This window comes from Neisseria iguanae, assembly GCF_003013245.1.
GTDB lineage: Bacteria > Pseudomonadota > Gammaproteobacteria > Burkholderiales > Neisseriaceae > Neisseria > Neisseria iguanae.
In genome coordinates this window covers 1-12,150 of sequence record NZ_PXYY01000078.1, presented here as the reverse complement: position 1 = coordinate 12,150, position 12,150 = coordinate 1, and the positions used below count along the sequence as shown (strand labels likewise).

Genomic DNA, 12,150 nt, shown 5'->3' with positions numbered 1-12,150 from the left:
CGTCACGGTGGCGGAAGAGCGCTTCGAGAAACAAAGCACGTCTTTATTCGACAAAATCAAATCATGGTTTAAATAAGCCTTTCTTTACAGGCCGTCTGGAAATGCGCTAAAGCTTTCAGGCGGCCTTTATGTATCTGAATGCATACAAACACGTTATAATAAGACCATCTGAAAAAGGCCGTCTGAAAGCCCGTTATGAATTCTTTGAAACAGAAAATTTTAGAACAAGCCCGTATCGAGGGTGCGCAAGTGACTGCTTTGCGTGAGCAGGTGCTGGATATCGTGTTGCAGCAGACCGGTGTCATCAAAGCCTACAACGTTTTGTCGCTTATGCAGCAGCAAAGCGAAGGCGTAGTCGCCCCGCCAACCGCCTACCGGGCCTTGGATTTCTGGGCTGAGCAGGGGGTGTTGCACAAAGTGGCCGCAATCAACGGCTATGTGTTGTGCAGCCACGCGCAACACGATTGCGATGACCATTGCCACGATGATGAAGCCGCTGCCACCCACCACAGCGCGTTTATTTTGGTCTGTACCGAATGCGGCGCGGTCGATGAGCAAACCCTCAGCCAAGAATGGACGGCCTTGCGTACCGGTGTGGCTGAGAGCGGTTTTGCCTTAAAAGAAGAACACGTTGTTTTAACAGGAATCTGCAAGAAATGTCAGTAAAGAAAACCAAAGTCCACCTGATTTCCGGCTTCTTAGGTACCGGCAAAACCACCGCGCTCAAAAGCCTGATGGCGCAAAAAGACCCGAATGAAAAATGGGTGATTATCGTCAACGAATTTGGCGAAATTGGTATTGACGGCGCAGTATTGAGCGACGACGGCATTCCTGTAGCGGAAATTGCCGGCGGCTGCCTATGTTGCACCGCCGGGGCGCAAATGGGCAGTACCGTGCAAAAAATGTTGCGTGATGCCGAACCCGACCGCCTGATGATCGAAGCCAGCGGCTTGGCGCATGCCGCCAGCGTGATTGACGAACTCAAAGCCCCACCGTTGAAAGACTTGGTGGAAATCGCCGCTGTGTTTACCGTGGTCGATCCGCGCCAATTTATTGACCCGAGCTACGCCAACCAAGCGTTGTATAAAGACCAAATCGGCGTGTGCGATGTATTGGTGGCGAGCAAAACCGATTTATGTACGCCCGAACAACTGGCAGAATTTCACAACAAAGCAGCTAAGCTGTTTCCGCCGAAAGCCAAAGTGGTCGAAGTGGAAAACGCGCAACTCGATATCGGGTGGCTGGATATTCCGGTGGTGGAAAAATCCCGTTACCGTATCAAAGCCCTACCCGACAACACCATGGGCTTCCAATCCGAAGGCTTCACCTTCCCTGCCGGACTGGATTTCGATGGCGAACGGCTGACTAACTTTTTCAACGACTTACCGAAAATGACTGAAGGTCTGGTACGCGCCAAAGGCGTGTTTCAGGTGTTGGGCACTTGGGTATGGTTAAACTGGGTCGATGGGCAATGGGGTGCAAATCAAGTTTCGTGGCGGCGCGATTCACGGTTTGAATTGATTGCCAAATCGTTTGACGCAGATATGATTGAGCGGAAATTGAAAGAGGCTTTAGAAAAATAATATATTGGCCGTCTGAAATCTTTAATATTTCAGATGGCCTTTGGTCTTGTGGAGAAATCAAATGAATATAAATGAGTTTATGTCTACATATACAAACCATCCTGTTTTATTTATTGGAACAGGGATGAGTTTACGATATTTAAAGAATTCATTTACATGGGATGGACTATTGTCAAAAAGCAATGGACTTATTTGATGATGACAAAGAATATCTTAATATTAAATCTCGGTGTTTTAGATATGAGATATGTAGGTTTGAATTAGTTGCAAAAGAGTTAGAAAAAAGATTCAATACTGTACTCGAAAATGATCCAGATGGAAAATTTAAAGAAATTAATGATATATTTTTTAATGAAATGAGAAATAGGGATGTTTTATTAAGTAGATTTAAAATTTATGTTTCTAAATTGTTATCTGCTTTAGATTATAGAGAGGAAAGGCAAGAGGAATTAACTGCACGAAAAAATATTGGTTCAATTATTACTACCAATTATGATAATTTTGCTCAAGATGTATTTGATTTTAACCCTCTAAATAGGAAATGATATTTTATTAAGTAATCCATATGGATCAGTATATAAAATACATGGCTGTGTCAGTAGACCGGAAAAAATTATTCTAACGGAGGATGATTATAATAATTTTAAAGTGAAATATGAGTTAATTAGGGCACAATTACTTTCTTTATTTATACACAATCCTATAATTTTTCTTGGTTACAGTGTAGGAGATGAAAACGTAAAAGATATTCTAAAAACAATATTCACATATGTAGAAACAAATTCTGAAGAAGCTCAAAAGATTAGAAGAAATTTTTTATTGGTTGAATATGAAAATGGTTCTGATAATATAGAAGTTTCCGAACATAATATTGATATATCATGGTTAACTACGATTCGTATTAATAAAATTAAAACTGATAAATTTTTAGAAATATACAAAGAATTAGCTGCTTTAACTTTGCCTATTTCAGCAATGGATGTTAAAAAAATGCAATCCATTGTTAAAGAAATTAACACTGGGGGAAATATTAAAGTTTATTTTACAGAAGATATGGATTCATTAAGTAATGGTGATAGGGTAATTGCAATTGGCTCTTCAAAAACAATTACATATAATTTTCAAACAACTTCTGAAATGATGTTAACATAATTGAGGAAGCAAATTCTCAGCTTTTGATGCTGATTAATAAGCAAAAAATTGCAGCTAAACAATATTTTCCTATTTATGGGTTTGCAAAGATTTGTTCTGCTATAGGCAAAGAGAAGCAATTAAAAAGGCAGCAGCTTGATATGCTGAAAAATTCAATTGCAAATATACAGAAACAGTGCAAAAACAGTCATACATGTATTACAGATATTAAAATTGCAGATATTAAATCAGATGAAAGTATTTCAAATACATATAAAAATAATGCGATTGCATGGGCAATTTGGCATGGTTCTCTAGATTTAAAAGAAGTGGAACAGTATTTGAAAGATATGAATTTAGATGAAAAGAAACCAACTGATTATAGAAAGCTATTATGTATGTTTGATTATAAAAAATACGGTGAAAAAATTTGAATTTCGGCATGATATTTTATATAGAATTTCATAAGGAACATCCATGTGGCGTTATATCCTGCAACGCTTGTTATTACTCATTCCGACCCTGCTCGGCATTTTGGCGGTCACCTTTGCCATTATCCAATTCGTCCCCGGCGGGCCGGTGGAGCAGATGGTGCAGCAGCTGACCCAAAGTGCGGCGGTGGGTGAAGCGGGTGGCAGTGCGGCGAATATGATGAAATCGGGCAGCTTAAGTGCTGACGACATGGCAGCATTGAATGCGCTTTACGGTTTTGACAAACCGCCGTTGACGCGTTTTGTCGAGATGGTCGGGCACTTTGCCCGCTTTGATTTGGGTGAGAGCTTTTTCCATCATCAAACCGTGTTCGGGTTGGTGAAAGAAAAAATGCCCGTGTCTATGAGTTTGGGGCTGTGGACTTTTTTCCTGACCTATCTGATTTGTATTCCGCTGGGCATTGCCAAGGCGGTGCGCGACGGCAGCCGCTTTGATATGCTGACGGGCATGGTGGTGTTGGTCGGCTATACCATTCCGCCGTTTGTATTGGGCTTGGTGTTGCTGGTATTATTCGGCGGCGGCAGCTTTTTTTCATGGTTTCCGCAGGGCAGTTTGGTCAGCGATGATTTTGAACATTTATCCGCACTCGGCAAAATCAAAGATTATCTGTGGCACATGGCCTTGCCGGTTACCGCTTCGGTGGTTGGCAATCTGGCGGTAATGACGGTGTTGGCCAAAAACGTTTTTCTTGAAGAAATCCGCCGCCAATATGTCTATACCGCCCGTGCCAAAGGTTTGCCGGAAAAACAGATTTTGCTGAAACACGTGTTCCGCAACGCCATGATTCCGTTGATTACCGGTTTCCCCGCCGCCTTTATCGGCGCATTTTTCACCGGCAGCCTGCTGATTGAAACGCTGTTCTCACTTGACGGCTTGGGATTGCTTTCTTATGAAGCGGTGATGAAACGCGATTATCCGGTGGTAATGGGCACGCTGTATGTGTTCACACTGATGGGGTTGCTGGCGAAACTGTTGTCGGATATTTCATATTCATGGGTCGATCCGCGCATTCATTTTGGTGGGAAATAGACATGGAATATTCAACAAACGGCTTGGCTTATTATCTTGAATGCTTTGATAACTTGAATTGTGCGAAAAGTGCGAAATTTGAAAAAGCCCTTCAAGCCGGTATTGCTGCTGACGGTTATCCGATTGTATGAACAAGAAATTTTGCGTAGCAGGCAAATCCTATTAAGCCATGATTTGGAACGTACTTTTAACGCTGTTTGGGCGGAAGTATGTGCCACGGCGCATAGGTTAAATTTAGCTATACCGTTTTGGTCGTTGCAGCCGAAAGTAGGCTGGGAAGATGGGTTTGCCAACAAAAACAAAATGAAATCATCCAATGTGTTGAAACAGGCTGTGGAATATGCCGAAATTGATGAGCCGTTGCAGTTCTGGAAGAAGCATATTGTCGATCTGAATCGGGTGAATTTCTGATTGAACGTTACTTCAACCGCAGCGGGCCCCTTTCGCCTGATACAGTTGCCAAAACAACAGCTTCGGAGATTGGGCATATTTCTGTGCGGCCAATGATGAATAGGGCAGCTCGTTGTCAGTTGTATAAAAAACCAATAGGCCGTCTGAAAAAATTACCACGGTAGGTTGGGTTGCAAACCCACAATCTTTTTAACTATCGCTTCGTTGGGTTTGCAACCCGGCCTACAATTACAGATTTCAGACGGCATCAAAAAACGCACATGCGTATGGTTACACCGCTTCGGGCCACTAGCCGTACCTACATAAATCAACCATTTAAAACCATGAAAACCCTTACTCAAAACCCCACCTGGCAGGCGTTTAAGCAGCACAAGCGCGGTTGGTTTGCGTTGCGTGTATTGGCGGTGCTGTTTGCCGTGGTGCTGGCCGCACCGCTGTGGAGCAACGATAAACCGCTGTGGATTCAGTACCAAGGCGGATATTATTTCCCGCTCGTCAATACCTATCATGAAACCGAATTCGGCGGCGATTTCGACACGCCGGCTGACTATCTCGATCCCTTAATCCGCCAAAACATCACGTCTGACGGCAATTTCGCCCTTTACCTGCCCAATCCTTACGCCGCCAACACCTTAAACGATTTCGACACACGACCCGATCCGGCAAGACCGTCTGAGCGGCATTGGCTGGGTACAGACGACCGCGGCCGCGATGTGTTGGCGCGCTTGGTATATGGTTTTCGCGATTCGTTGCTGTTTGCGCTGGCCTTGACTGCCGTGACCACCTTTATCGGCGTGGTAATGGGCGCGGTGCAAGGCTATTTCGGCGGTAAAACCGACTTGCTGATCCAGCGTTTTCTCGAAATCTGGGGCGGCTTGCCCGAGCTTTACCTACTGATTATTTTGTCATCGTTTTTTAATCCGGGCTTGCTGATTTTATTGCTGCTGTTATCGCTGTTCGGCTGGATGGGGTTGTCGGATTATGTGCGCGCCGAGTTTTTGAAAAACCGTCAGGCCGATTATGTGCTGGCGGCAAAAAGCATGGGTGTGGGCAACGGTACGATTATGTGGCGGCATATTCTGCCTAACAGCCTCACGCCGGTATTGGCATTTTTACCGTTCCGTATTTCCGGCGCGGTGTTGGCGCTGACCAGTCTCGACTTCTTAGGACTGGGCGTACCCGCTTCGCAAGCAAGTTTGGGCGAACTGCTGGCGCAGGGCAAGGAAAATCTCGACGCATGGTGGATCGGTTTGCCGGCAGTTGGTGCGTTGACCATAATGTTGCTGCTGTTGGTGATGGTGGGCGAAGGTTTGCGTTATGCATTTGATGTGCGGGCACGCAATTGATTTCAGACGGCCTTTACTGGATTATCTTGGATTTTTGCCGAAAATCCCATCAGAACTTGCTTGTTTTTACGTGAAACGGCTTACTTTCTTTATGCCGATTCTATAAAATACAGGCGTCTTAATAACGGGCTGTTTTGTTGGGCATGCCAAACCATTCCAATAAGAAAACTTTATGAATTATCTTTATCGCAATTTTTATCAAATGCTGTCGGCGGCAAACCATAAGTCCGCCAAAAACACCGCTATTTTCAACGATCAGGAAAAAATCAGTTACCAGCAACTCAAGCAGCAGGTTGATGCGGTGGCCGCTTATCTGCAAAGCATTGATGTGAAGTTCGGCGAAAAAGTGGCGCTGGCCGTGTCGAATTCTCCTGATTTTATTGTAGCCTATTTTGCGGTGACGGCTTTGGGAGCGGTGGCCGTACCGATGAACACATTTTTAAAACACGATGAATTTGCATATATTCTCAATGATTGCGCTGCTAAATTGTTGTTTGCTTCGGATGGCTTGAAAGAAGTAAAAGGCTTAGAAAACAAAACCAAGCTGGAGAAAATTATTTGGATGGGCGATAAGCCGCTGACTGATAAAAAACACGCGCATTTTATGGCGGCTTTATCGTTTCCGGAAAAGCCGGATTTAAGCCACCAGCCCGTCATTGATGATTTGGCACACATCATTTACACATCAGGCACCACCGGCCACCCGAAAGGTGCGCTGATTACTTATAAAAACCTGTTTTCCAACCTTCAAGGAGTGGAGCAGGTGTTTAAAATTTCCCGTAAAGACCGCTTTGTCGTGTTTCTGCCGATGTTCCACAGTTTTACCCTGACGGCGATGGTGTTGCTACCGATTTACATGGCCTGTTCGATTATTTTGGTGAAATCGGTATTCCCGTTTTCTAACGTACTAAAACAGGTTTTACTCAAGCGTGCCACGATTTTCTTGGGCGTGCCGGCAATTTACACCGCGATGGGCAAAGCGAAAATTCCGTGGTATTTCCGCTGGTTCAACTGCGTGCGTCTGTTTGTCAGCGGCGGGGCGCCTTTGGCCGAGCAAACCATTTTGGATTTCAAGGCCAAATTCCCCAAAGCCAAGCTGATTGAAGGTTACGGCCTGAGCGAATGTTCGCCGGTGGTGTCGGTCAACACACTGGAGCAGCAAAAAGTCGGCAGCGTGGGCAAACCTTTGCCGGGCTATCAAATCAAAGCGATTGACGACGAATTGATGGAAGTCGGAAAAGGCGGCGTGGGCGAACTGATTGTCAAAAGCGATGCAGTGATGCAGGGCTATCTGAATATGTCCGGCGCCACCGATGAAGCGATTGTCAACGGTTGGCTGCGCACGGGTGATTTGGTGCAGATTGACGATGACGGCTTTATCTTTATTGTCGAACGCAAAAAAGACCTAATTATTTCCAAAGGCCAAAACGTCTATCCGCGCGAGATTGAAGAAGTGCTGTATAAAATGGACTCGGTGGAAGCGGCGGCGGTGATAGGCGTGAAAGACCAATATGCCGATGAAGAAATCGTCGCCTTTGTGCAGGTGAAAGACAAAATGACGCTCGATGAAAAAGAAGTGCGCGCCTATCTGCGCAAAAATCTGGCGAATTTTAAAGTGCCGAAGCATATTTATTTTAAAGACGAGCTGCCGAAAAACGCCACCGGCAAAGTGTTGAAACGTGTGTTGAAACAGCAGTTGCAGGAAGGGCAATCAGCCTGACAAAGCCGTCTGATAAGCGTGGTTGAACAATCACGCTTTTATTCTATGGAAACTGTCATGACCCCGATTTTACAAATCGAAAACCTTAATGCTTCATTCCCGGGCAAACAGGTGTTGCACGACATCAACCTTAGCGTGCAAGCCGGGCGGAAACTGGCGATTGTCGGCGAGAGCGGCAGCGGCAAAACCGTATTGGCGCAGGGCATCATGCGGCTGAATCCGGCGGTGTCGCTGACAGGCCGTCTGAAATTCGAAGGTACGGATTTGCTGACGCTGCCGGAGCGCGAATTGCGTAAGCTGCGCGGGCGGGAAATCGGTATGGTGTTTCAAGAGCCGATGACGGCTTTAAATCCGGTGATGCGGGTGGGGGCGCAGATTGCAGAGGTGTTGACCCTGCATTTGGGTTTGCCGAAAAAAGCGGCTTGGGCGCAGGCGGTGGCGTTGTTGGCGGAAACGGGGATTCACCAGCCGGAGGAAAAAGCGCTGGCCTATCCGTTTCAATTATCGGGCGGGCAGCGGCAGCGGGCGATGATTGCGATGGCGGTGGCGGCCGAGCCGAAGCTGTTGATTGCCGACGAGCCAACTACCGCGCTTGATGTGGCGGTACAGGCGCAGATTTTGGATTTGCTTTCGCGTTTGCAGGCGGAAAAAAACATGACCCTGCTGTATATTAGCCATGATTTGAATCTGGTGCGCCGTTTTGCCGATGATGTGGTGGTGATGCAGCATGGCCGAATTGTCGAGCAGGGCAGTGTGGAAGAAGCGTTCAGACGGCCTCAACATGAATACACCCGAATGCTGCTCAATGCCAAATCGGTTCGGCAAGTGGCTGATTTACCGGAGAATCCCGCTACCGTTTTGGAAGGCGTGGCCATCAGTGTATCCGTAAAAGAACAGGCCGGCTGGTTTAAAAAACGCCGCAAAATATTGCTGCGGCCCTTGGATTTTCATTTAAAAGCGGGCGAAACCTTGGGCATTATCGGTGAGAGCGGCAGCGGCAAAACCACGCTGGCCAAAGCCGTAATGCATCTGATAACTGCGGAAGGCCGTCTGAAAATCAACGGCCAAACATGGCGGCCTGAGTTACGCAAAGAAATCCAAATGGTGTTCCAAGACCCGTTTGGCGCATTCAACCCTCGCATGAATGTGTTTGATATCGTTGCTGAAGCCTTGCGCGTGCATGAGCCGCACTTAAACCGTAAAACCATGCGCGCGCGCGTGGCCGACACCCTGCACCAAGTCGGTTTGCCCGAAGACGTGATGACGCGTTATCCGCATGCGTTTTCCGGCGGACAGCGCCAACGCTTGGCCATTGCCCGCGCGATTATCGTGCGCCCGAAAATCTTGGTGCTGGACGAGCCGACCAGCGCGCTCGATGTGCAATGGCAGCAGCAGATTCTGGCGTTGCTGGCTGATTTGCAGCGGCAATACGGATTAAGCCTGATTATCATCAGTCACGATTTGGCGGTTATCCGCGCATTGTCGCACCGTGTGATGGTGTTGAAAGACGGGCAGATTGTCGAAGAAGGAGCTTTGGAGGCCGTGTTTGCAAATCCTCATGCTGCTTATACACAAAATCTATTGTTGCACACAGGGGCTTGAAATTTTCCTCCATTAGCCCTATTCTGCTGATATATAAAAACCCTCTGAAAAGGAAACACTATGAGCAGCGAACTGATTGTACACACCACCGATGCCAACTTCGAACAAGATGTTTTGAAATCAGATGTGCCGGTATTGTTGGATTTCTGGGCACCATGGTGCGGCCCTTGCAAAATGATTGCCCCAATTTTGGACGATGTTGCCGCCGAATACCAAGGTAAAGTGAAGGTTGTGAAAATCAATATTGACGACAACCAAAACACGCCGAACCAATTCGGCGTGCGCGGTATTCCGACTTTGATGGTCTTCAAAGACGGCCAAAACGTCGCCACGAAAGTCGGTGCGTTGGCTAAAGGCCAACTGACCGCATTCTTGGATGCGTCTATCGGCTAATGATGTTTAGGATTAAAAAGGCCGTCTGAAACTATATGGGTTTCAGACGGCCTTTTTGATGTGGAAAAGAAATAGACAGAATTTTCAAACAAGTTGTCAGCAAGCTGTGGAAAAATAGTTTTACCCGTTGAAAAGTAAACGGAAAATTTAAATGATTAAAATTTGGGCAGATTGGTAGTTTTAAGAAAAGGCCGTCTAAAAATAAAAACACACATTTCTCACATTTAAAACTGTGTGCAGCCTGTGTATAAACAGCATTATCCTTTGAAAGATAAACGAAAAATAATTCTGCTTAAAGTTTAAGCGGAAATTACGGTTAATCACAGCGTAACAACAAAGGTTTGTGTACAGCCTGTTGATAACCCGGCTATCTGCATGAAATCTAAATGTAAACATACCATGCTTAAAAATTAAGCAAACGACAGCAAGCGGTTTCAGACGGCCTGCGCTATAATTTCAATATTGGTTGGCACATAAAGGAACATTATGCACACATTATCGGCAGAAGTGCGCTTGGCGCAGGCCAAAGCACGGTTGCGCCGCAGCCGCAGCCGGGCAACCGGCCTGTTGCTGGCGGCTTGTGTATTGTTTGTGTTATCCGCACTGTATCTCAAGCATTACCCTTGGCTGGCGTATGTGAAAGCTTTTTCCGAAGCGGCTATGGTGGGCGCGCTGGCCGATTGGTTCGCCGTGACCGCTTTATTCAGACGGCCTTTGGGTTTGCCGATTCCGCACACCGCCATTTTGCCGCGCAATCAGGCGCGGATTGCCGATGAATTGGGGCGGTTTATTGAGAACAATTTTTTGCAGGGCAAACCGATTGCCTTAAGGGTGTATCAGGCGCAGCCGGGTGACAAACTGCTGTGCTGGCTGGCGAGTGAGTCTGTGCGCAGCCAATGGCTGCCGTGGGTGGCTAAGCAGATTCCGCTGTTACTGAAAGTTGCCAAGCCCGAACAGGTGGCGCGCTTTTCCGGCATAATGTTGGCGCAGCAATACAACGGTGAAAAAATTGCCAAAACGCTTTCAGACGGCCTGATCCTGCTGAAGGCACACGGCATGCACGAAACCCTGTATTACGGTTTGCTGAAGCAGTTACGCCGCTGTCTGAAAAATCCTGAAACGCGCGAAATGTTGGAGCAAAACCTGCGCGAGTGGGCAGCGAAAATCGAAAGCGATGCGCCGAATACATGGGATAAATTCAAAGCTGCGCTGAAATCAACGGTGGTAGAAAAAGTCGACGACTGGGCAGCCGCCAAGGCCTTGGATTGGGCTGACGGCTATTTGGCTACCGCCATGCAAGGTGATGATAATGCCATGCACCGCCGTTTTGACGAACAATACGATGCCGTCATCGGTCGGCTGCAAACGTCACGCCTGTGGCACCGCCGTTTGGAGGCGGCCAAAATGCAGATTGCCGAGTCACCGGCTTTGCAAAACAGCTTGGAAAATTTCTGGAAAGGACTGCAAAATTGGGCGCAAAACGATGTGGTCAAAACCGATTCGCTGTGCACCGTACAATTGCAAAAGCTGCTGGATCATATGCTGGCACAGGCCGAAGCCTATCCGCAATTTATGCGCAGGATCAATGTGCGCCTGTCGCTGATGGTGCGTAATTTCGTTATGCGCTATAAAGAGCAAGCCGCGCAATTTGTGGCGGACAAAGTGAAAAGTTGGGACAGCGCGCAAATGGTGGAAAAACTCGAACTCGGTGTCGGCAAAAATTTGCAGTATATCCGCATCAACGGCACACTTGTCGGCGGTTTGGTCGGGCTGGTGATTTATGTAGTGTCGCAATGGCTAGGTTAACAGAATAAGGCATAAGGGACAAATTTACTGCTAAAAACCGTCATAAACCTTTATTCTGTACGACTTTAAACGAGGTCAAAGGCTTTGAACACAAAAAATGCTTTTTCTGTGACTCGAAACAGCTCAAAAAGAACAGGCGGCATAATGACAAGCAGCCATACAAATACCTTAGCGGTAAACATTATTTCAACGGCGGTAAACGTCTCAATTCGGCCCAGATTTGGCACGGCTATACACAACGCCGCACAGCTTGCCCGCACCTACGGTTGCAGCCGTAAGACCATTATGCGGCATCTGCAAAAGGTAGACACCCAAGACCAATATGCCACCCCTATCAAAGCCAATCTCATCATGGATACCACCTATTTCGGACGAAGTTTCGACGTTATGGTTTTGTATGACGCGATCAGTAACCAAGCGCTTTCAATAACCACCGTCAAATGCGAAATCCATGCGCTGCACACCCCAAGCCGTACAAGACTTAAAGAATAAAGGTGTTGAAATAAAAACTATTGTTTGCGACGGCAGACGCGGGCTGCTGCAACTGTTTCCCGGTATTCCTGTTCAACTTTGCCCACTCCACCAAGTCAAAACTGTCACCACCTACCGGACGCGCAAGCCGAAAACACAGGCAGGA

At 46.8% G+C, this 12,150-nt stretch carries 13 protein-coding genes; all 13 read left to right on the top strand.

From position 1 onward, the window contains the following. Window positions 1-195: 195 nt before the first annotated feature. The 13 genes from C7N83_RS10615 to C7N83_RS14300 all read left to right on the top strand — a co-directional run bounded on the left by C7N83_RS10615 (window position 196) and on the right by C7N83_RS14300 (window position 12,005). Entirely contained in the window at window positions 196-666 is a 471-nt protein-coding gene (locus C7N83_RS10615; RefSeq protein WP_106742562.1) for a Fur family transcriptional regulator, read from the top strand. Then, a complete protein-coding gene (locus C7N83_RS10610) occupies window positions 657-1,583 on the top strand; it encodes a CobW family GTP-binding protein (RefSeq protein ID WP_106742561.1) in 927 nt (308 codons plus the stop codon). The genes C7N83_RS10615 and C7N83_RS10610 overlap by 10 nt, the downstream gene beginning before the upstream one ends. 161 nt (window positions 1,584-1,744) lie before the next feature. Continuing rightward, a complete protein-coding gene (locus C7N83_RS17080; RefSeq protein ID WP_425437517.1) occupies window positions 1,745-2,128 on the top strand; it encodes a hypothetical protein in 384 nt (127 codons plus the stop codon). Next, on the top strand, window positions 2,118-2,735 hold the full coding sequence (locus C7N83_RS17075; RefSeq protein WP_425437518.1) for an SIR2 family NAD-dependent protein deacylase: 618 nt from the start codon (window positions 2,118-2,120) through the stop codon (window positions 2,733-2,735). Before C7N83_RS17080 ends, C7N83_RS17075 begins: the two co-directional genes overlap by 11 nt. A 23-nt stretch (window positions 2,736-2,758) precedes the next feature. After that, window positions 2,759-3,148, top strand: coding sequence for a hypothetical protein (locus C7N83_RS17070; RefSeq protein WP_425437516.1), 390 nt, complete (start codon window positions 2,759-2,761; stop codon window positions 3,146-3,148). A gap of 43 nt (window positions 3,149-3,191) precedes the next feature. Beyond that, window positions 3,192-4,235, top strand: a complete 1,044-nt coding sequence (locus tag C7N83_RS10600) for an ABC transporter permease subunit (protein ID WP_106742559.1) — start codon at window positions 3,192-3,194, stop codon at window positions 4,233-4,235. Between the two features lie 78 nt (window positions 4,236-4,313). Then, window positions 4,314-4,646 carry a hypothetical protein gene (locus C7N83_RS10595; RefSeq protein ID WP_146135143.1) on the top strand — a complete coding sequence of 111 codons (333 nt, stop codon included), beginning with the start codon at window positions 4,314-4,316 and terminating at the stop codon, window positions 4,644-4,646. Between the two features lie 323 nt (window positions 4,647-4,969). Beyond that, window positions 4,970-5,992: an ABC transporter permease gene (locus C7N83_RS10590; RefSeq protein WP_106742564.1), complete on the top strand. Its 1,023-nt coding sequence runs from the start codon at window positions 4,970-4,972 to the stop codon at window positions 5,990-5,992. A 172-nt stretch (window positions 5,993-6,164) separates the two neighbouring features. Beyond that, window positions 6,165-7,712, top strand: coding sequence for a long-chain-fatty-acid--CoA ligase (locus C7N83_RS10585; protein WP_106742556.1), 1,548 nt, complete (start codon window positions 6,165-6,167; stop codon window positions 7,710-7,712). Between the two features lie 57 nt (window positions 7,713-7,769). Further along, window positions 7,770-9,314 (top strand): ABC transporter ATP-binding protein, encoded by a 1,545-nt coding sequence (locus C7N83_RS10580; protein ID WP_211296644.1) that lies wholly within the window; start codon window positions 7,770-7,772, stop codon window positions 9,312-9,314. 60 nt (window positions 9,315-9,374) lie between these two features. Beyond that, window positions 9,375-9,707, top strand: coding sequence for a thioredoxin TrxA (gene trxA, locus C7N83_RS10575; protein WP_106742552.1), 333 nt, complete (start codon window positions 9,375-9,377; stop codon window positions 9,705-9,707). Window positions 9,708-10,193: 486 nt separating this feature from the next. After that, complete coding sequence (locus tag C7N83_RS10570) at window positions 10,194-11,513, top strand: DUF445 domain-containing protein (RefSeq protein WP_106742550.1); 1,320 nt, start codon at window positions 10,194-10,196, stop codon at window positions 11,511-11,513. Window positions 11,514-11,798: 285 nt separating this feature from the next. Further along, window positions 11,799-12,005 (top strand): hypothetical protein, encoded by a 207-nt coding sequence (locus C7N83_RS14300; protein ID WP_146135142.1) that lies wholly within the window; start codon window positions 11,799-11,801, stop codon window positions 12,003-12,005. Window positions 12,006-12,150 lie beyond the last annotated feature (145 nt).

Excerpts from the sequence above, each read along its gene's own strand:
- C7N83_RS14300 (WP_146135142.1), top strand. The coding sequence starts at position 11,799 with ATGCGGCATCTGCAAAAGGTAGACACCCAAGACCAATATGCCACCCCT.
- C7N83_RS10610 (WP_106742561.1), top strand. The coding sequence starts at position 657 with ATGTCAGTAAAGAAAACCAAAGTCCACCTGATTTCCGGCTTCTTAGGT.
- C7N83_RS10615 (WP_106742562.1), top strand. The coding sequence starts at position 196 with ATGAATTCTTTGAAACAGAAAATTTTAGAACAAGCCCGTATCGAGGGT.
- trxA (WP_106742552.1), top strand. The coding sequence starts at position 9,375 with ATGAGCAGCGAACTGATTGTACACACCACCGATGCCAACTTCGAACAA.
- C7N83_RS10600 (WP_106742559.1), top strand. The coding sequence starts at position 3,192 with ATGTGGCGTTATATCCTGCAACGCTTGTTATTACTCATTCCGACCCTG.
- C7N83_RS10590 (WP_106742564.1), top strand. The coding sequence starts at position 4,970 with ATGAAAACCCTTACTCAAAACCCCACCTGGCAGGCGTTTAAGCAGCAC.
- C7N83_RS17080 (WP_425437517.1), top strand. The coding sequence starts at position 1,745 with ATGGACTATTGTCAAAAAGCAATGGACTTATTTGATGATGACAAAGAA.
- C7N83_RS10570 (WP_106742550.1), top strand. The coding sequence starts at position 10,194 with ATGCACACATTATCGGCAGAAGTGCGCTTGGCGCAGGCCAAAGCACGG.
- C7N83_RS10580 (WP_211296644.1), top strand. The coding sequence starts at position 7,770 with ATGACCCCGATTTTACAAATCGAAAACCTTAATGCTTCATTCCCGGGC.
- C7N83_RS10585 (WP_106742556.1), top strand. The coding sequence starts at position 6,165 with ATGAATTATCTTTATCGCAATTTTTATCAAATGCTGTCGGCGGCAAAC.